This window comes from Haliscomenobacter sp. (assembly GCF_033763495.1).
Taxonomy (GTDB): Bacteria; Bacteroidota; Bacteroidia; order Chitinophagales; family Saprospiraceae; genus Haliscomenobacter.
Genome location: NZ_JANRKL010000029.1, coordinates 23586 through 44334 on the forward strand (window position 1 = coordinate 23586; position 20749 = coordinate 44334).

At 47.5% G+C, this 20749-nt stretch carries 14 protein-coding genes; 7 read left to right on the top strand and 7 right to left on the bottom strand.

Features of this window, described 5'->3' with window-relative positions:
- The first annotated feature begins 36 nt into the window (after positions 1-36).
- A complete protein-coding gene (locus SFV55_RS02430; RefSeq protein WP_320027860.1) occupies positions 37-474 on the top strand; it encodes a DUF1761 domain-containing protein in 438 nt (145 codons plus the stop codon).
- Between the two features lie 122 nt (positions 475-596).
- On the opposite strand, the gene SFV55_RS02435 is transcribed toward SFV55_RS02430, so the two are convergent.
- From SFV55_RS02435 to SFV55_RS02450, 4 genes are all read right to left on the bottom strand, one after another.
- Complete coding sequence (locus tag SFV55_RS02435; RefSeq protein ID WP_320027861.1) at positions 597-3395, bottom strand: insulinase family protein; 2799 nt, start codon at positions 3393-3395, stop codon at positions 597-599.
- A gap of 127 nt (positions 3396-3522) precedes the next feature.
- Positions 3523-5502, bottom strand: coding sequence for an OmpA family protein (locus SFV55_RS02440; protein WP_320027862.1), 1980 nt, complete (start codon positions 5500-5502; stop codon positions 3523-3525).
- Between the two features lie 72 nt (positions 5503-5574).
- Positions 5575-7167, bottom strand: a complete 1593-nt coding sequence (locus SFV55_RS02445) for a D-aminoacylase (RefSeq protein ID WP_320027863.1) — start codon at positions 7165-7167, stop codon at positions 5575-5577.
- 56 nt (positions 7168-7223) lie between these two features.
- Positions 7224-9482, bottom strand: coding sequence for a TonB-dependent receptor (locus tag SFV55_RS02450; RefSeq protein WP_320027864.1), 2259 nt, complete (start codon positions 9480-9482; stop codon positions 7224-7226).
- 420 nt (positions 9483-9902) lie between these two features.
- On the opposite strand from SFV55_RS02450, the gene SFV55_RS02455 reads away from it, so the two are divergent.
- Positions 9903-11315 (top strand): Gfo/Idh/MocA family oxidoreductase, encoded by a 1413-nt coding sequence (locus SFV55_RS02455; RefSeq protein WP_320027865.1) that lies wholly within the window; start codon positions 9903-9905, stop codon positions 11313-11315.
- Between the two features lie 204 nt (positions 11316-11519).
- On the opposite strand, the gene SFV55_RS02460 is transcribed toward SFV55_RS02455, so the two are convergent.
- Both SFV55_RS02460 and SFV55_RS02465 read right to left on the bottom strand, forming a co-directional pair.
- On the bottom strand, positions 11520-11741 hold the full coding sequence (locus SFV55_RS02460; RefSeq protein WP_320027866.1) for a hypothetical protein: 222 nt from the start codon (positions 11739-11741) through the stop codon (positions 11520-11522).
- A 60-nt stretch (positions 11742-11801) separates the two neighbouring features.
- Positions 11802-12080: a hypothetical protein gene (locus tag SFV55_RS02465; RefSeq protein ID WP_320027867.1), complete on the bottom strand. Its 279-nt coding sequence runs from the start codon at positions 12078-12080 to the stop codon at positions 11802-11804.
- Positions 12081-12199: 119 nt separating this feature from the next.
- Between SFV55_RS02465 and SFV55_RS02470 the strand changes: the two genes are divergently transcribed.
- Positions 12200-14929: a glycosyl hydrolase gene (locus SFV55_RS02470; RefSeq protein WP_320027868.1), complete on the top strand. Its 2730-nt coding sequence runs from the start codon at positions 12200-12202 to the stop codon at positions 14927-14929.
- Between the two features lie 9 nt (positions 14930-14938).
- The gene (rhaM, locus tag SFV55_RS02475) at positions 14939-15268 is read left to right on the top strand and encodes an L-rhamnose mutarotase (RefSeq protein WP_320027869.1); all 330 of its coding nucleotides are present in this window, start codon (positions 14939-14941) and stop codon (positions 15266-15268) included.
- Positions 15269-15440: 172 nt separating this feature from the next.
- Here the strand turns inward: rhaM and SFV55_RS02480 are convergent, their stop codons facing one another.
- Positions 15441-16763, bottom strand: coding sequence for a polysaccharide deacetylase family protein (locus SFV55_RS02480; RefSeq protein ID WP_320027870.1), 1323 nt, complete (start codon positions 16761-16763; stop codon positions 15441-15443).
- 147 nt (positions 16764-16910) lie between these two features.
- Between SFV55_RS02480 and SFV55_RS02485 the strand changes: the two genes are divergently transcribed.
- The 3 genes from SFV55_RS02485 (at position 16911) to SFV55_RS02495 (ending at position 20722) form a co-directional block, all read left to right on the top strand.
- A complete protein-coding gene (locus SFV55_RS02485; RefSeq protein ID WP_320027871.1) occupies positions 16911-17726 on the top strand; it encodes a hypothetical protein in 816 nt (271 codons plus the stop codon).
- 186 nt (positions 17727-17912) lie between these two features.
- Positions 17913-19787, top strand: coding sequence for a CocE/NonD family hydrolase (locus tag SFV55_RS02490; protein WP_413776683.1), 1875 nt, complete (start codon positions 17913-17915; stop codon positions 19785-19787).
- Between the two features lie 314 nt (positions 19788-20101).
- Positions 20102-20722: a Uma2 family endonuclease gene (locus SFV55_RS02495; RefSeq protein WP_320027873.1), complete on the top strand. Its 621-nt coding sequence runs from the start codon at positions 20102-20104 to the stop codon at positions 20720-20722.
- The last annotated feature ends 27 nt before the right edge of the window (positions 20723-20749 follow it).

The following is a 20749-nucleotide window of genomic DNA, read 5'->3' on the forward strand; positions in this document are numbered from 1 at the left end:
ATTAAAACAAATTTTTCACCTAAATGACTCTGCATTATGGAAACAACTAAAACAAATTGGCTGGCAGTAATCGTTGCTGCTGTAGGAGGGGTCCTGATTGGATTTCTTTGGTATGGATTGCTATTTCAGCAACAGTGGATGGCCGGCAACGGGATTACGATGGATGAAAGCCAGGCGAAATTGTTCAAAAACGGCGTAGAACAACCCGGCTCAAGTGTGCCGATGATCGTCAATATGATCGCTATGGTGTTTTATGCTTTGGTTATGAATTGGCTCCTGAAACGCAGCGGTGCCAATACTCTAAGCACAGGTTTGATGACCGGGGGAGCAGTGGGATTGATCATGGCTGTAGGTGTATTTGTGGCCAATCTTTTTGCTATGGCGCCATCCAGTCTTTCTTTGGTTGATGGTAGTTATTCACTGGTTTTGTTCGCGGTGATGGGGGCGATATTGGGGGCTTGGCAGAAAAAGTGAAAAGTGAAAAGTGAAAAAATATAGGAGCATTTCTATCTCTCCAAATTTTTGGGCAGGAAATAATGGCCAACAGTTGTAAATCCTATGGTACCTGCTTTTCACTTTTCACTCTTCACTTTTCACTACTTCGCCGGATACAACACCGCCGTAGCCCGATTCGACCCACCAAAAATAATTTTGGCTACATTTTGGATGTCTTGGGCGGTCAGTGCAGCCAGGTGTTTATCGTAGTTGAGCATGAGTTGAGGGTCGGCCTTGAAGATCTGGATGTTGTTCAATTCATTCATCCAATATCCATTGGTTTTGACTTGTTCCCGGTGTTGTTCGGTCCATTGCGTTTTGATTTTGGCCAGGTCTTCTTCTTTGGGGCCATTGGTTTTGATTTGTTCAATTTCCGCCAGAGCCGCAGCAATGAGTTTGTCCACGTTTTCCGGGCCGCAGGGAAAGGTCAAGGAGGCACTAAAGTTTTCATAAGGCCGCTTGTTGACCGAACAACTCACATTACCACCATAAATGCCGCTCATTTCTTCCCGCATTTTTTCGATCACCCGAATATTGAGGATTTCCGCCAGTGCGTCCGCCTGAAAATCCAGATCGGGCGTGTAGGCTACCTCGCCATGCCATGCAATCAGCACCTCACTTTTGGCATCAGCGCCACGATATACCTTGAGTTCCTGTACCCCAGCAATGTTGCGCAGGCCATTGTCTTTCCAGTTGCGCTCTTTGCCACTAACGGGTAAGGCTCCGAGGTATTGAGCAATCAAAGGTTTCATTTTGGCCTCATCCAGGCTGCCTACAAAAATGAAATGTTGTCCCGTAGCGTCTCCAATACATTCCTTGTAAATGGTCATTGCTCTATCGAGGTTGACCTTTTCATAATCGCTGGGTTTAGGGAGGCTAAATTGCCAGGGGCTATTGTTTGACATCCAGTTACTGACCGTGTCATAAAAGGCAAATTGAGGATTGGAACTCATCATGGCCCACTGTGATTTTTGTTTGGCTTTATACCCAGCAAAAAGGGCTTCATCCCGCCGGGGAGCAGTGGCGTACAGATAAACCATTTGTAGTGCGGTTTCAAAATCTTTGACGCTGCTACTTCCAATAAAACCAGCGCTCAGGTTACCAATCGAAGGGCGGGCATTGGCAATTTTTCCAGCGTTGATTTTGCGTAAATCGGTAGGCGAAAAATTCGCTAACCCCATCTCCCCAACAATCCCGCCGATCAGAGAAGCGTTGCGCAAATCTTCAACCGGGTAATTGTTGATTCCACCAAAACGAGCTGAGCGGAACATGATTTCGTCGTTTTTAAAATCGGTGGTTTTTAAGGTGACTTTTACGCCATTGCTTAGGGTTAACTCAGTGATGCCTAAGGCAGGGTTGGAACTTTCATTGACAATTCTGCCACCACTGGGAGGGGCGGCCATTAAGCTACTGGCCAGGGCTTTTTCCTCATAGGGTTTGACCACTTGTTTGCTGGCTTTGGTATACATGGCCAACAATTGAGCTTCAGTAGGCAGGGTATGATTGCCTTTTTCCGGCCCGGTTAGCAAAATGAACTTGTGGCCATCCATTTTAAAACCGCTGAATAATTTATTGACGTCCTGCACCGTAGCTTTTTGCAAAAAGTCCTGGTGGTATTTCAATTCCAATTCAATGCCTGGGGCAGGTTCCTTATCCAGGAAGTGACTGAGGTATTCCTGAACATAATCTTCAGATTCGGTCTTGTTCTTCTCCTTGGCCATACTTTCCATGGAATTGAGCATGCTCTTTTTGGCGCGTTCAAATTCGGAGGGTAAAAAGCCATATTTCCGGGCTTGTTCCAAAACGCCCAAGGCTGCAGTCAATGCCGTATCGATGCCCACCTTGCCAATGCCACAGGAAAGGGTAAAGCTTTTGTAGCCACGGGCCATTCCCCCATCAAAAGCACCTGCTCCAAGGAAGGGAGGATTGGCAACTTGTGAGACCTCCCGAAAACGGGCACTCATCATGCTGGTCAACAAACGCCCCAAAATGTATTGCTGGTAAGCCCCCAGAGTGTTGGCATCTGCACTTTTGATGTTGTCGTAATAAATTTGCAGGCTGTAATTGGTTGCCTCTTTATCGCTGACCACCCGGACTTCGGTTTTGCTCCGAGCAGGCAATGGAGTGGCAACCCGAGGTACAATGGTAGCAGGATTGGGAATGGCCTCAAAATGTTTTTTGATCAGGGCCAAAGTGGCATCCGGATCAACATCCCCTACCACAATCACTGCCATCAAATTCGGCCGGTACCAGGTGGTATAAAAACGTTTGATGGTTTCAGGTTTGGCGTTTTTGATGATTTCATCCTTACCAATGGGTAGGCGACTGGCGTATTTGGAGCCTGCAAAAAGTTGGTTGCGGTATTGCGCAAACATACGATCCCAAGCCCCTTTGCCCAGGCGGGATTCCTCCAGGACAACGCCACGTTCTTTGTCAATTTCAGCGGGGTCATACGTACAGTTGTGCGCCCAGTCTTCGAGGACTTGCAAACCTTTTTCCAGGTTACTGGGGTCTTCCAGCGGTACTGGTAGCATGTAGACCGTTTCGTCGAATGAGGTGTAGGCATTTAAGTCAGCACCAAAACGAATGCCCATTTTTTCCAAAAAACCAACCAATTCGTTTTTAGGGAAATTTTTGGTTCCATTGAAAGCCATGTGTTCACAAAAGTGGGCTAACCCGAGTTGGGTATCATCTTCCTGTAAGGAACCCGCATTGATGGCGAGTCGCAGTTCTACTTTTTTTTCAGGTTTGGCGTTTTTGCGGATGTAGTAAGTCAGCCCGTTTTTGAGCTTTCCGGTTTGTACTGCAGGATCTAGCGGTAAGCGATCGGTTAGTGCAGTCTGAGCCTGGTTGCTGAGGGTGTATACCAGCAAAACGGCAAGGAGAAATAAACGTTTCATATAGGTACGAGGTTTTTTACAGTGTAAAGATGCAGGCAGGCACAAAAGTGGCGTATGTACATTGCTATAACAAAACGTTTTCAATAAATTGATATTGCTTTATTCTACCTCAAATCGTCATTTTTTTTTATTCCAAAGTAATGATTTTCAACTCCACTTTGCGGTTCAGTTTTTTAATGGCTTCGTCCGTACTTTCACCATACCCTTTGAGCGCTATCCGCGTGACGGGGTAACCTTTGTCCACTAAATAAAGTGCGATTTTTTTGGCCCTTCTTTCAGACAATTCAAGGTTGTAACCATTATTGCCAACATCATCTGCATACCCGTCTATTTCGATGCGTTGTACTTCCTTGCCTGCAATGGTTGCAATAAAGGCATCCAGTTTATCCTGTTCACTTATCTCCATTTCATCACTATCAAATTTGAACAAAAAACTTTTGTTGTACCGCTGGGGTTTGCGCACCTTCATGCTGGTCACGGTAGTGTCGGGATTCCCAATGTTGGTATTTTTGATTTTTGGAACTTCTGCTGGTTTTACATACACTGGTTGCAGGCGAAGTTCAAGTGAATAAAAGCGTTTGTTGTCCCAGACGGGGATATTAAAATTGCGGCTATAGGGCAGGTATCCGTTCACATTTGCTTCGGTTTTCAAAAGGGATATGGAGGGCAAGCAAATGAAAAACCTCCCATCCTGGTCGGTTTGAATGGATTCGCGATCAGTGATTTTGACAATGGTTTGAATTGGTTTTTCAGATACGGAATCTTTCACAAATCCCTCCACAAAAGTCATGGGTTCACTGTACAATGGCTCTTTGAATTGTACCTGATAAATGTCCATCCCCCCAAAACCTTCTGGTCGGTTGGAGGCAAAATAGCCTGTACGGCCATCTGCAGATAAGTAAAAACAACGCTCGGTAAAAGGAGAATTGATCTCCGGCCCCAGGTTGGTAGGCAACTCCCAAACTCCTTTTTCATTCAAAAAACTCATAAAAATATCCTGATCGCCAAGGCTGAGGTGACCTGTGGAAGTAAAAAACAAGGTTCGCCCATCGTTGGAAATAAAAGGAGACTCTTCATCCTGGGCGGTGTTGATGTTGGGGCCCATATTCTTGGGTGGGCTCCAGGAACCATCCAACATTTTTTTGCTGTACCAAATGTCGGCGCCGCCAAGTCCTCCTTCGCGGATACTCGAAAAATAAAGGGTGCGGCCATCACAGCTGATCGCGGCTTGAGATTCCCATTTTTCAGAATTGGGATGCCCCTGAATTGGCTTCACCTCCTTGATTTCGTAACCCTCAATTTGGGCTTCCCAAATGTCACATACCCCAATCACATCCTCCCGTTTACAGGCGGTAAAAAACATCCGGCGCCCATCGCGTACCAGGGTACTCATGCCCTCGTCCAATTTAGTATTGAAGGTGCTGCCTACATTCTCGCCCCTGCGCCAGCCATTCACTTCGTGGATACTGTAGTACAAATCTTCATCACGCCCTGTAGCACTCATCCGGGTGTAAAACAAAAGAGATTGGTCGTTGGTCAGACAGGGAAAATACTGGTCGTGTTTATCATTGATGTTGGAGCCCAGGTTGTACACACTCACATCTTTGAGCAACACGTTCGTATCCTGGGAAACGGTACAAGCTCGAATGTTGTTCGGCAATTTTTCGAGGTAGCCAGCCTCAAGGGTTTGTTCATGTAAGCCATTGGCCGTAAAAGAAAGGTCTTCGAGCAATTGCAGGCGTTGAAACTGCTGAAAATAGGTCACTGCCCTCATTTTTTGCCCCATTTTATAATACAATTGTCCGATCTCGTAATAAACGGCTCGTGAAAACTTGGGGCTGAGTTCCACCACCTTGAGGTAGGCGTTGAGTGCTTGTTGGTAGTTGCCCAACTGCTCAAATGCAGCTCCCATTCCACGCCGGGCAGCGTGTAGACTGTCACTGATGGCCAGTGCTTGCTTGTACAGTTTGATGGCCTTATTGTATTTTTTTTCGGTAAAAGCTATGTCGCCTTCTTTGGTGAATTGAGCGGCCATAACCAGGTTTTGCCCGGAAAGTTCAATCCAGGCAAAGCAACAAAAGCTGAGGAGGAGTAGGAGTTTATGCATAACATGAATAGGTTTTGGGGGCGAACAAGATTAGGGGATTGGGGAGTTCCAGACTCGGTGTCTAAAATGGCACTATGGCCTTGCGGTTCCCTGATTCCCTTTTAAAATAACCCCTGGCTTTTTCCCGGTCAATTGACCTGAAGCTATAACGGCAATTCCATTGACAAAAACGTATTCCATACCCGTAGAATAGGCATGGGGTTGATCATAGGTAGCCGGAGCACTGATTTTATTGGGATCAAAGATTAGAATATCAGCGGCTTTGCCGGGGCGCAATTGGCCACGATCGCTCAGATTGAAGCGGGTAGCGGGCAGTACGGTCATTTTGCGGATGGCTTCTTCCAGGGCCATGAGTTTTTGCTCCCGCACGTAGGCGCCCAGGACCCGCGCGTTGGTGCCGTAAGCCCGAGGGTGCAACATGCTGCGGCCAAAACTGGCAACCCCCGCATCAGAGGCGATCATACAATAAGGGAATTGCATGATTTTTTTGACATCCTCCTCCCCCATTTTATGGAAAACCATTTGGACCCGAGGGCCGCGAGAACAGAGTTTGAGCACGGTTTCTATTTCGTCGTCCAGGCTGAAGGTTTCACCTTTCTGCTTTTGGGTAACCTGTGTGATGGATTTTCCATTCAGGGTGGTATCCCAGGGGCAATTGGCGATCACGGCGAAGCTGTAGTTTTCAGCTCCACTTTCTGCCAACATTTTTTTCATTTCGCTTACAATTGTCGCTTTGACCTTTGGGTTGGCCAAGCGGATATTGAGCGAATCATTGCCGCCGCCCAGGGCCCATTCCGGAATTTGGGTGCTTAAAGTGGTGCTACTGGCAGTGTAGGGATATTGATCCACCATGACATCAATTCCCGCGCTGCGGTATTCGTACAACTTGTTGATCAGGGCCTCACTTTTCCCCCAGGAGGCTTTGCCAGCTACTTTGAGGTGGGAGATTTCAACCGGAATTTTGGCTTCCCGGCCAATCGTTACAGCCTCTTCAACCGCATCGAACACCCGGTGATCCTCGTGGCGAATATGAGAAGCATAAACTCCTTTATATTGTGCTGCGATTTTTGCCAAAGCAACAATTTCGTCGGTTTTGGCAAAAGTACCCGGAATATAGATCAAACCCGTAGACAAGCCCAAAGCCCCATCTTTCATGGCCTTGGTCATCAGTTCCTGCATTTGGGTCAACTCCTTGGAGCTGGGTGCCCGGTTGACGGAGCCCATCACTTCGCTGCGGATGGTATTGTGCCCCGCCAGTGCGCCCACATTGGCGGCGATGCCGAGTTTTTCGAGTTCCTGAAAAAACGCATTTAGATCCTGGGCTGAATTGCCACAATTTCCCGTAACCAGGGAGGTCACGCCATCAAAAAGGAAATTGGCGGCGCTGGGATTGCTTTGAATGCTGCCTTCGATATGGGTATGTACATCGATAAAACCGGGGCAAACAATTTTACCCGTAGCATCAATAACCTGCGTAGCAGTAGCGGCCCCCAAACCTCCGATGGCCGCAATTTTACCATCACGCACACCAATATCGATTTTAATTCGCGGCTGGCCAGTTCCATCCACCAGCTGGCCGTTTTTAATGAGCACATCAAAGTTAACCTGCGCGGAAAGCGCAGGTACCAGCATAAGGCAGGAAAAGACGTATAATAGTTGCTTCATAGTGTTCCAGTCTGATAATACACTTTCAGACTGGAAAATTAGCAGATTTTTTGGAATCAACGTGACCAACGGACACCCAAATAAAATTCTCTTCCATGAATGGGGCTAAATGCATAGGCCGTATCAAAGTAATTGCTAAAGCCAGGCTGGGTTTGGGGATCATTGAACCCGACCAATGGGGAATAAGCCTGGCGGTAATCAAACAGGTTTTGTACCCCGGTGAATACCTCCAGTTTACCTTTCGACAGGCTTTTGATCAGCTGAAGGTTGTGTATCGAAAAAACTGGTGAGCGAGTGGGTCGGGGTGTCGGAAATGGTTGCCCGTTGGGGTCCAGATCAAAAACTTCTGGCAGGGCCATCCTGCCGGTCCAGTTGGCAGTGTAGGCCAGGGTGATGGCCGCCTTTTTGAAGCGGTAATTGACCACCGTCAAACCTGTCCAGCCAGGAGCAAAGGGAATAGCTCGGGTTTCAAAATTGCCATTTTCGACTGCATCATACTGGGTACTGCGCAAAAAACTGGCCCCCAAAGTGTAATTCAGCGGAAACCGAAACTGATGCTGCAAAGAAATATTGATGCCCCTGGTTTGGGCATAGCCATCGGTATTGGCGTAAATGATTTTGCCGGGAGTATCGTAGCTGGGGATAATTTTGTTGAGAAAATGGGTAAAAAAGGCGTCGACGTCCAATGAGCCCTGGCTTTCGCCAAGGGTAAAAATATGGTTGTAGTTGATGGAAAAATTGTAGGAGCGCTCGGGCTCCAAATCTTCAGTGATCACTACTTCCCGCTGCCCGGTGACAAAAGCGTGATCTTCGGTGAATAAATTGACCAGCCGAAAGCCAGTTCCTGCATTCAAACGCCAGGTGGTCCAGTCGCCAGTTTTGTATTTCAAATTGAGGCGAGGGGAAAAAATGGGGCCATTGCCTTTGTACAAATCCAGTCGAGAGCCCAACAAGAGGGTCATTTTGGGCTGGATGGTCCACTCATCCTGTACAAATACGCCTGGAATGTATTGCAGGTCTGCACCGTTGGGCGTAGCAACGGTATTGTCGTCGTAGCGTTGCAGGCGATTGGTCAGCCCCAGCAGCAGGTCGTGTTTGTTCAATTTCGGATTCCAGATCAGGTTGGTAAAACCGATTTGTTGCTCTGCCTCGTACAAATCGGCACCGTAATAACTGTTTTGCTGGTGGTTGTTGAAAGCAAAATCGATCCACATGCGGGTAGCGGTGGCCAAATCGTAAGTACCAAACACTTCAGCTCGTTGGGTGTAAATGCTTTCACCATAATGTTGGTCACTACCCCGAATCTCCCGATAAGCCCGGTTTTTCAAAAAAGCTTCTACCCCGTTGCGGCGATCCTCGTAATACCATTTGCCAAAAATATTGAAGCGCCGATTTTCTGGCCGGTCCATCGACCATTTGCTGAACAGGGTGTAGCGGTCCAGGTGGATGCGGTCGCTAAAACCATCCTTATTGGCATCAGAAAAAGTATTGCTGTGCCCCCAATCCAGTCCCCAGTAGGTGTTCCATTTGCCTACTTTAGGTGCGAAACTCAACGTTCCGTAGGATTCACCATGGGTGGTCAACATGGTGCTCAGGCCTAGTTTAGGCTGGCGCGCCGGATCTTTGGTGATCACATTGATGACTCCAGCTACCGCTTCGGAACCATAAAGGGTAGAATTCGGCCCTTTGATCACTTCGATACGTTCAAAAAAGGTGGAAGGGATGCCATTCAAACCATAAACCGCCGATAAATTGCCATATAAAGGTGTACCATCAATCAACACCGCCGTATAGGCCCCCGGCAAACCATTGATGCTGAAACTATTGGTAAAACAGACCCCACAAGCCACCGTTTCTTGCACTCCATTGATCATCTTGATGCTTTCGGTGAGGTTGGTAGGGGCACTATTGCGCAGCAAAAACTGATGGGTGATCACGTCTATTTTAACTGGGGAATCTTTGATGAAGGTTTCTTTCATGGCTCCGGTCACCACTACTTCCTGCAAGCCCAATACATCTTCTCGCAATTCGATGCTACCGAGGTCAAGGGAGGCTTCTTGTACCTCAATCGAGCGAGAAAAGGCCTGATACCCCAGAGCGGAAACCTGGAGCTCGTATTGGCCTTTGGCCATATTTTCGATTACAAAGGAGCCATCTTCAGCGCTGATGGCACCCCAGGCAGTGCCCTTCACTTGTACATGGGCGTATGGAAGTGGGTTGTTTCCATGCAAGATTTTACCTTGCAAACGCGCCGTTTGGCATAGGGCAAGTCCCGGAAAGAGCAGGATGAACAGAAATGTATAACGAGCCAACATAGGATTGAGTGATTTTAAGGTAACACAACACTAAGGTAAGTAGAAATTTTTATTTAGGCAAGTCTAAATAAAAATTTCGCCTCGTCTTTATTTTAATGCAACAATGTTGCATTTTATACAAAAATAATAAAAACTCAAAACTTAGTGCACTATTTCGGTATAGGCTCATTTTTTTTCTCTGCAAAAAATAGTGCATCAGGACAGCACAGGAGAGCTTACCAAAAAAGAGACTTTAAACTTGTCTGCTGTTTTTATATTGCACATCTACTACTGCTACTTAAAAAAGGAGGCCGGACTGCCAGACAGAATCCGGCACACAATTATTAAATTTGTTGGAAACAGGAGTCATCTCGAATTATCGGGATAGCTCAGGTTTCCTCAACCTCCATCAACCTCCATCAACATTAAACTATAAGCACTATGCAAAGAAGAGAATTCATCCAAACAGCCTCGGTAGCAGCCGGAGGTGTATTGGCAGCACCCAACCTCACCGGTATGCCGAATTTAGGAGAAAAAAAACGCCTCGCTTTGGTCGGCACCGGAGACCGTGGATCTGGTTTTTGGGGTAAAACGGTTTTGAGCAATTATGGCGACCTGGTTGAATTTGTGGGCTTGTGCGATTTAAACCCCGGACGGGTGGAAGCCGCCAAAAAACACATCGGAGCCACTTGCCCAACCTATACCGATTTTGAAGAAATGATGCGCACCCAAAAGCCGGATGTGCTCATTGTAACAACGGTAGATGCAACTCATCACGAGTTCATCATCAAGGGCTTGGAAATGGGGGCAGATGTGATCTCCGAAAAACCCATGACGACGGATGAAGTGAAATGCCAGGCCATTTTGGATGCAGAGCGCCGTACCGGACGCAAGGTCACCATCGGTTTCAACTACCGCTACGGCCCCCACATGACCAAAATCAAAGAATTGTTGACGCAGGATCGAATCGGAAAGTTGGTGTCGGTGGATTTTAACTGGTTCCTCAATGTGTACCACGGCTCGGATTATTTCCGTCGCTGGCACGGCATCAAGTCGCGGAGTGGCTCCTTGTGGGTGCACAAAGCCACGCACCATTTTGACTTGTTGAACTGGTGGATCAACTCCGAACCCATTGCGGTGACTGCCTTTGGCAGCCTGGATCACTACGGGTCCAACAATTCCTTCCGGGGGATCAAATGCCGAACCTGTAACCATAAGGACAAGTGTAAGTTTTATTTCGATGTGACCAAAAACAAATATTACACCACGCTCTATACTGACAATGAAGCGCACGATGGCTACTTCCGCGACGGTTGTGTATGGCGCTCCGAAATCGACATTTACGACAAGATGTCGGCGCAAATTCAGTACGCCAACGGGGTGCTGGTCAACTACTCACTGACCACTTATTCACCTTACGAAGGCTGGCGCATTGCCTTCAACGGTTTCAAGGGTCGCCTGGATTCCTGGCAGGACATTCCTTATCAAAAAGGGGTGTTTGAAAGTGTGGATCAGGCTACGCGTCATGCTCAGGAAATGACCCAAAACTCCAATGAAGTACCTACTGATTACGAAGAAATCATCGTGATGGACAATTTCTCGCGCCAACATGAATCGGTCAAAGTGCCTAAATTCAAAGGTGGTCACGGTGGCGGCGACAAGCGCATGCACGACATGATTTTCCGTGATCCGAATATGGCCGATCCCTTTGGGTTGAAGGCGGGGACTCGCGATGGTGCGATGTCTTGCCTGATCGGGATTGCAGCCCGGAAGAGCATTGAGCAAAACCGGAAGGTGAGCATTGCGGAGTTGACGGATTTGAAGCCGCTGGCGGTACGGGGGAAGGCGTCGTAATTGGTTCTCAACGGGCTTTAGGCATATTGATTATCAATCAATTGATACAATTTTGATAATTTTGACTTAAGGCTTTTTTGAGTTAAGAGTGAAGAGTGAAGAATGAGTTTTGAGTTTAGAAGTGAAGGGCGAATTTAGAGGTGAGCTGCCGCAGCGACTTAGACGCAGCCTGAGTCAGAGTCGCTGCGGCAGCCCACTTCTAAACTATTGGTTTTGATCACTATCCCCTATTGCCAACCATTCCTGTAATTTTTCGGCATCGATTTGAAGAAATCTACAAATATCCTCATCCTCCACGCCTGATCCCTTCATCAAGCGCGCAGCGCTAATATTTTGCTGAAGCATGAGTTCGATCGTCCGCTCAGCATCCATGGCTCGGCGCTCCAGGATTTCAAATTCTTCCAAAATGGTATCTTCCATTTCCATGTTATCCCGAATTTCTTGGACCTCAACGGCCTGTTGCAGTCTACGAATAATTGGGCGAAATTATTCAGGAAAATCTTCCTCTCGCACATTTAAGATGTGGTGATTGTCGGTTCGATTGGTCTGGTCAAAAACACTCAAAAAGATTTCGAGTTCATTTCTACGTCGCGCCTTCAGGTCTTCAATGGAAATAACATAACTGTCGTGAGTAAGGCTTTCGATGAATTGATCCCGCTGGTTTATTTCTGTTTTTGAATAGACATCAATGTATTTTCTGTTCACATGAATCACTGGGATACCCTGAATACTTTCCAGATTGTGCCCTTCAAGTTCTATTTTCAAACAAAAAAGTATTCATTTTCTACATTTGCGACCTAATCCCGTACCAACCCGCAGGACAGCACAGGAAAGTATCTTACCTTTACCCCCCTAACTTGTTCAACAAAAATTACCTATAGCGCATGTCCAAGTCATTTTTCCGCTCGCAGAACTTATCCAAGCTTTTCGCTACGATCTCCTTACTCCTCATTCTTCCCTTTTTCCTCCACGCCCAAGCCAATTCCGCCAAGCCCTGGGCCTACTGGTGGTGGATGGGCAGTGCCGTCAACAAAGCCGACCTCAAAAAGAACCTTGAAGATTTTTCGGCAGCGGGTTTTGGAGGTTTGCACATCATTCCCATCTACGGTGTGAAGGGCGAGGAAGCCAATTTTATCCCCTACCTCAGTCCACAGTGGTTGTCCATGCTGGACTACACCTGTACGGAGGCCAAAAGACTGGGCCTGGGCATTGACATGACTCTGGGCACAGGTTGGCCCTTTGGAGGTGCCAAAGTTAAGCCACAGGATGCTGCCCAAGCTTTTCAGGTGCAAAAAATCCCGGTGAAGGCCAAAGAAAAAATCACCCAATTGCCCGCCGTTCCTGAAAAGTGGAAAAACGCCAAACTCATCGCAGTATCTGCCTATTCCTACAATTCGTTCATCCAAAAACTGGACATCAGTAAAGGCATCAGTTGGGAACACCCACGGGAAAGCGATCTTTATGCACTGTACCAATTGCCTACCGGCCAAAAAGTGAAGCGGGCTGCTCCTGGTGCCGAAGGTTGGGTGCTTGACCATTTCAACGCCACGGCCATCAAAACCTATTTTCAAACCTTTGCCCAGGTGTTTATGGCCAAAAACTATGGTGTGAGGGCTTTTTACAACGATTCCTACGAAGTATACGGCGCCAACTGGACCAATAATTTTGTTCAAAAATTCCAACAACTGCGCGGTTATGACCTGCTGCCCCACCTGGACGTACTGGCCCAGGATACGACCATTACAGATCGGGAAAAACGGATCTGGGCCGACTATCACGAAACCATTTCCGACGTTCTGCTGGAAGATTTCACCAAACCTTTAATGGCCCTGGGCAAACAGTTTGGCAAAATTGTACGCAACGAAGCCCACGGTGCCCCTGCCAACCTTCTCGACCTCTACGCGGCCTCTGATGTACCCGAAACCGAGTTTTTTGGCAGCAAACCCTATGGCATCCCTGGCTACCGCGTAGATCCCGATTATGAAGTCAAACGCTTTGGCGAACCCGATGCTTTTGTCATCAAGTGGGCTTCCTCAGCAGCAAATGTGGCCGGGCGCAAAATGGTTTCCTGCGAAACGGCAACCTGGCTGGGCAACCACTTCAAAGTAGCCCTCTCCCAAGTCAAACCCATTGTGGACGAGTGTTTGGTATCCGGTGTCAACCATATTTTTTACCATGGCGTACCTTATTCTCCGCCGGGTGCAGAGTTTCCGGGTTGGTTGTTTTATGCCTCCACCAATTTTAATCAACAGAGTCATTTTTGGCCATTTTTGCCACAACTGAACGCCTACATCGAGCGCAGCCAAAGCCGCTTGCAAGCCGCCAAACCTGACAACGATGTGTTGCTCTATTTCCCCATTTACGACGTATGGCATGCAGCTGGGCGTAAGGGCAAAACCCACCCGATGGAGGTTCACTCAATGGTTCATGACATAAAAGACAGTCCTTTTGGGCGAATTTCCGCCTGGATGACTGCACAAGGTCTGGCCTACGATTTTATTTCTGATCGGCAAATTCAGGCTTTGAAGGTAGAAAATGGAGTGCTCGTTTCTACAGGCGGAACTCGTTACAAGTCCTTGGTTTTGCCCGTAACCGAATACCTTCCCCTGGCTACGCTTCAGGCTTTGGTTCGGTTAAAACAAGCTGGGGCCTCAATTATATTTGAAGGCAGGTTGCCTCGCAGCGTGAACGGTTGGAACAATGTTACCGAGCGGCAAAAAAACATGCAAACTTTATTGGCCAATTTCCAAGTCACCTTTGTCAGGGATATGGGGACGGCCTTGAGCAAGGCTGGTGTACGCCGGGAAATGTTAGTGGAAAAGGGATTAGCCTTTATTCGTAAAAAAACCGACAAAGGTACCTTATACTTCATCAGCAACTTATCCGGACGTTTCCGGGAAGGCAGAGTTCGTTTGGCGTGCGATGCCAAAATGCTGAAGTTGTATGACCCTTTAAGTCAACAAAGTGGTTGGGAAGGTTTCAGAACCTTGGGGCCGAATAATCTAGAAACGTTTTTACAATTGGCTCCTGGCTCCAGTATCTTCCTGGAGGCACTAGATAAAGCTGATAGCACCCTTACTCGTTGGCCACTGCCTTTTGAAGAGGCAGATGTGAAAGATTTTACTGGGCCATGGAAAGTGGAGTTTTTGAATGGCAAACCCTTCGTGCCAAAAGGCTATCAAGCTGACACCCTGGCTTCCTGGACCCTCGCTCCAGATACCCTGGCCCAGTACTTCAGTGGAACCGGACGTTACAGCCTGGACTTTTCATTGCCGGAATTTCAGGTAGGAAAACCAGCGCGCCTGGACATGGGTGATGTGCGAGAAATGGCCAAAGTCAGCATAAATGGCCGCGAACTGGGTGCAGTCTGGAGTTTGCCTTTTGTACTTGATGTGCCTGAAGGGGTATTGCAAAAGGAAAATACCATACAGATCGAAGTGACAAACCTCTCGGCCAATCGGGTGCGCTACCTGGATCGGCAAAAAATACCCTGGAAAAAATTCTACGACATCAATATTGTAGACATCCGCTACCAACCCTTTGATGCTTCCAACTGGGCTCCCCTGCCCTCGGGGTTGAAAGGGCCGGTCAAATTGATGTTTCAACGTTTGTAACCATCCATCATGGCAAACACTGAAGAAATCGCTTTTGTACTCTACCTCATCAAAGGCAATGAGGTAGAGTATCAACGTCGGCACGACGAAATCTGGCCGGAATTATCTGCGGCAATCAAGAAGGCAGGGATTTTGGACTACCAAATCTTTCTGGAGCCCCGAACTGGGCACCTTTTTGCTTACCAAAAGCGCCGTACCGATCACACTGTAGACCTGTTGCCGGGCCTGCCGATCATGCGCAAATGGTGGGATTATATGGCAGATATCATGGAGGTCAATGCGGATAATTCGCCAGTGGTGCAGCCTCTGGAGCGGGTTTTCCGGTTTCTTGCGGACTAATTCTAATGCGAACGCTCAGATGCCTTAGATGGTGAAAGCAAGCGACATTTTTAATTGAACCATCAAAGGCATCTAATGGACATCTTAGAGGAGCAATACCCCTGAGGTGTCTCTTAGATGGTGAAAAAAAGCGGCGAAGCCGCACCATAACAGAAAAACAAACTCTTAAATTCTAGATTGTGCCTGTTTTTGCGAGTTGGAGCACCTGCTCATACATTTCTCCCCAGCCAGCCCAGCCGTCTTCGGCATAAAAGGAACTGTTGTGCCATAACAAGCAGAATGGCCCACCCACCAGTTTTACTTCCTGGTGCAAATCCTTAAGGCGGGAGTAAGCTTCTTCAGCGGTCAAACCCAGGTATTGTTGCAAGGTGACATCCATGGCTACAAAGGGATAGATCATCAACTTGGTGCAGGTCTCCCGTTCCAGGTCATACCAAGGAAAAGGTACAGCAGTCCCTGCCCGAAATCCAGTATCGTCGGCATAGCCCATCGAATAATCCGCCTGAATCCCTGCATCAATCAAACGGCGATAAGTCTCCGGCAAGTGCAATTTGAGGAAATGCTGACGGCTGTGGGTGATGGGTTGATCTGCTATTTTTTCCAAACGTTGTTTTTCCATAGTCAGCCGATCAGGCTCAATATTAGATTGGTAGGAAGGGTGAATGCCCAGAGGGTAATGTGCCGCCAAGTCCCGAATCAGCGCCTGTTGGGCCGGCAAATCGGGGGATGGATTGGTGTCGTATTCCGCAGCATCGCCCATGAGCAGGAAAAAACGGGGAGTGAGACCATATTTCTCATGCCATTTGTGCAATTGGGGAAAAGTGTAAAACGGATCAGTTGCAGGGTTTTTAAGGGCTCGCCTGCGGTCTTGCCTGCGTTGTTTTTTACCAAAAAGCAAATCCTTCAGGCTGCCCCCCCATTGCTTCCACCAAGGCCGATAACAAAAAGCCCAGGGCATGTCCACATCATAAGTAGGTGCGAAGTGATACAGCAGTGATGTGGATGCGAAGTCAGGATATTTTTGCTGTAAAACTTTCAGCACTGCGTTCAACCAGCGCTGTCCCACCGCCATTTGTAAAAAGCCTTCCCGCATGGCCAAACTTTGCGCGGCAGTGAAGCGACCATGTTTATCCGCCTCAAAAGGCAAGTACTCTTCATAACGGCTAAGTAGGTAAAAACTGCTGGCAAAAGGATCAGCGGGTAAATCTCCCCCTTTTTTTTCTTCAAAACTCAACCAGGGGCAACCCTCCACCCAGTTTACCTGTATGGGATATTGTTGCAGACTGGTTTGAAACAGCAAAGTTTCCGGAATGACCCGCAATTCATTGGAGTCAAGTGAAACTTTGCTGTAATTTATCTTGGCTCCAGCAGATCTGAGATAAGTGCTTTTATCGTAAGTGAGCATATACGTATGGGAAGAGAGGTGCTCGAAAAAAACTTTGAGTACGTAGTTCAGACGAGGGGAAGGATTGGTGCTGAAAATGGTGATCTGCATACAGAAATTTGTCTTTTTTGGAAAAACAGGGGGCAAAATGTATCCCTTTTCTCAAAAAATCGTACATTTAAATCAAAGGCGGAGCAAACATTTTGCTGCTGGTTTGTTTAAAGATAATTCCTTCTTGGCGAATTTAACCTTAAGAAAATGAAAAACATCAACATACGCTACATAAGTCTGGGCCTGGCCCTGATTTTGCCTCTTTTGGCAAGCGCTCAACAAACACTTTCTCTGGGTCAAAACAATTACCAAAACCGCAAAGGTGTGGTATACAACAAGGAGTTTGCCTTCAATTTCAAACCACACACCAATGGCATTGCTGCGGGTGTTCAGTTTGGCAATATTCGAGCTTACAACCGTACCTCCTATTGGGGCATTGAGTTGGGTGAACTCAAACACGTTCGCGAAACCCGTCAAAACAAAAGCAACCAGATTGCGGCCCTTGAAGGTGCATTCCGGGGCTTTGTGTATGGCAAACAAAATAACTTTTATGCCCTGCGCGCTACTTTTGGCGAAAAGCGCTACCTCTCCGAAAAAGCACGCCGCAAGGGTTTGGCATTAGGCCTGGATTATTCGGCTGGGGCCAGTTTGGGAATCCTCAAACCTTATTATCTGTTATTGCGCTACGTACCTGAAGATTTTAACCGCAATTTCCGTAGTGAAAAATACTCTGCCGAAAATGAAACCCGATTCCTCGACATCAACAGCATTTATGGTGCTGATGGTTTTTCAAAGGGACTGGGTGAATCCCGTTTTCTCCCCGGCGGTCACGCCAAAGTTGCCCTGCACTTTGATTGGGGTGCTTTTGATGAGTTTGTCAAAGCTTTTGAAGTAGGCATCATGGCCGATTTTTACTTCCAAAAAGTGCCCATCATGATTGAAACCGAGACGGCGCCCAATGTAAAGAACCAACCTTTGTTTTTGAATTTGTTTTTGAATGTGCAATTGGGTAAACGTTCTTAGTAATCAGCTTTGAGCTATCAGCCACGCACGATGAGCTGAAAGTTTCCAATTTTGTCAGCTATTTATCACTGAACTGCAAAATGGTCACCCATTTTTGCCAGCTATTGCTTAGCTTTCAACTTTGTGAAACCAGATAGCTTTAGTATGAAAAATCAACTATGGTGTATGCTCTTGGGCTTCGTGCTCATGACGCCAAAACTTTGGTCGCAGGCAGCAGCCCCGCAGACCGACGTACTCAAACAATTACAGGAGATCGCAATTGTTGATCAAAAAGTAATGATGCCCATGCGCGATGGCATCCGCCTCGCCACCGATATCTTCCGCCCTAAAGGAGACAAAAAAGTACCCGTCATTTTTTCCAAAACCCCCTACAATTTCAACTCCTGGAGCGATGGCGAGCAACGCAATGGCACTTATCAAGCAGCATTGGAGGCCGTGAAGCGGGGTTATGCGTATGTGGTACAAAACGAACGTGGTCGTTACTTTTCGGAAGGTGACTGGGATATCCTGGGACCGCCTACCACCGATGGGTACGACGCTGTAGATTGGCTCTCCAAACAAAGCTGGTGCAATGGGAAAGTGGCCCCGATTGGTTGCTCTTCAACTGCCGAGTGGCAAATGGCGGTGGTTGCCTTGAATCACCCTTCACTAACCACCTTTATTCCTCAAGGGTTTGGAGCAGGGGTTGGCCGCGTCGGTAAATTTTACGAACAAGGCAACTGGTACCGCGGTGGAGCGGGACAAATGTTGTTTACAGCCTGGCTTTACGGGGTACAAAACGATGTGATCCGCCCGATGTTTCCCAAAGATGCCACACAGGAGCAACTGATTCGTGCTTCACGGGCTTTTGATCTCGATCCTGAACGGGCTCGGATTGATTGGAGCAAAGGCCTGGCTCACCTACCCATCCAGGACATCATCAAAAATGCCAATGGCCCGGTGGGGGTTTACGAAAAAATGATTCGCCGCAAGCCCAATGACCCCGACTGGTACAAGGGTGGACTTTACCACGACAATATGCCGATCGAGCGCCCGGGGTTCTGGTTTGTTTCCTGGTACGATGTGTCGAGTAGCCCCAATATCGCCTTGTATAACCACGTTCGCGCTACGGCCAAAGACCCCAATGTGCGCAACAACCAATACCTCGTGATTGCGCCCGTGTTACATTGTTCTTACAAGCGAGCCACCGAAAACACCATCGTGGGTGAGCGGAGTGTAGGTGACGCCCGCCTGAATTACGATGAAATGACTTATGGCTGGTTTGATTATTGGCTAAAAGGGGAACAAAACGGGATTTTGACAAAAATGCCCAAGGTGCAGTACTATACCATGGGGTTGAACAAGTGGCAATCTTCGGAGGTATGGCCGCCAGCTAATGCCCAGATGACCACCTATTTCCTCAACAGTGGCGGCAAGGCCAATAGTTTGTACGGCGATGGCAAATTAAGCACAACCGCTCCTGCCAAAGATACTCCAGATGCCTTTGCCTACGATCCTCAAAACCCCGTTCCATCTTACGGCGGCAACGTATGCTGTACGGGCAACGCGGTTCAAGGTGGCGCTTTTGACCAGCAAAAAATGGAAACCCGCAACGACATTCTGGTTTACACAACCGAGCCCTTGGCCGAAGGTGTAGAAGTGAGCGGTTTTATTGAAACAACGCTTTACGTTTCTTCGGATGTCAAAGACACCGATTTTACCATCAAATTGATCGATGTGTACCCCGATGGCAAAGCCTACAACCTGGATGAAACCATCCAGCGGGTGCGTTACCGCGAGGGCTACGACAAGGAGGTGTTTATGGAAAAAGGTAAGGTGTACAAGCTCGAACTGAGTGCCATGTCGACCAGTAATTTCTTCCAAAAAGGGCACCGCATCCGCATCGAAATTTCCAGCAGTAACTTCCCCCGTTTTGACCGGAATATGAATACTGGGGGGAACAATTGGGATGAAGCGGTTGGCGTGGTAGCACACAACAATGTGCACCATTCGGCGCAATATCCATCGCAGGTGAGGTTGCCGATGGTCAAGAAGAGTTCTGTGTCGATGTCGGAGAAGTAAGTGGAAAATATATTTTTTGGCCGTAAAAGTTTAGCACCTCGCCTTCGGCGTTGAGCCACAACTACTGGACATTTTGTATTTCAGGAGCGAAGGATATGAATTGCCACGTGCTTTAGCTCGTGGATCGAGATTGCCTTTTTGATGGACTTTAGTCCTAGCATTAATTTTTAAGCGAGGGCTAAAGCCCATTTTTACAACATCCTGCTAACCACGCGCTAAAGCACGTGGCATTTAATGTCCTCCGAGTAAAATGTCCAGTAGTATGGCTTTTGATCACAAATGTCCTTAAATTTGAATTAGAAAAACAGAACTGAATGTCGAAGGAAGTAAATGAACCTACGGCCACTTACGCTACCGCAAACAAAGCTGAAGCTGACTTGCTGGTACCTGAAGGGCTCATTTACGAAATGGTAGATGGCCAACCCATTTATTATCGAGGCTGGCGTGAGGTATTGAACAATGAAAAAACGATAGAACAAATTATGCCTAGTAGCCTTTTGCAGGCGTATTTGGTAGGAGAAATCTTTGCCATCCTCCATGCGCAACTGCGCAAACAATACATTTTGACAACCAATGAAATCGGGCTCAAATTTGATAAAAATGACTGGCGCGCTGCGGATATCGCAATTTTCCCCAAAGGCACCCTGACTTCATTGTACAACAACTACGCCAACGAACGCCCCAGCATTGTAATCGAAGTGGATACCAAAGCGGATGCACAAAATCTGGCTACTTATTACCGCGATAAAACCAAACATCTTCACCAGCATGGCATTCAAAAAGTGATCTGGGTGTACACCGAAACGGAACAAATCATGATTGCGGAGCCAAATAAACATTGGGAGATTTTTGATTGGACAGAGACGGTGGAGGTAGTTGTAGGTGCGGGCTTTAATGTTGGGGAGATTCTTGAGGGGTTTGAGGAATCAAAATAAAGGATAAATGAAAATTATATTTTTTCC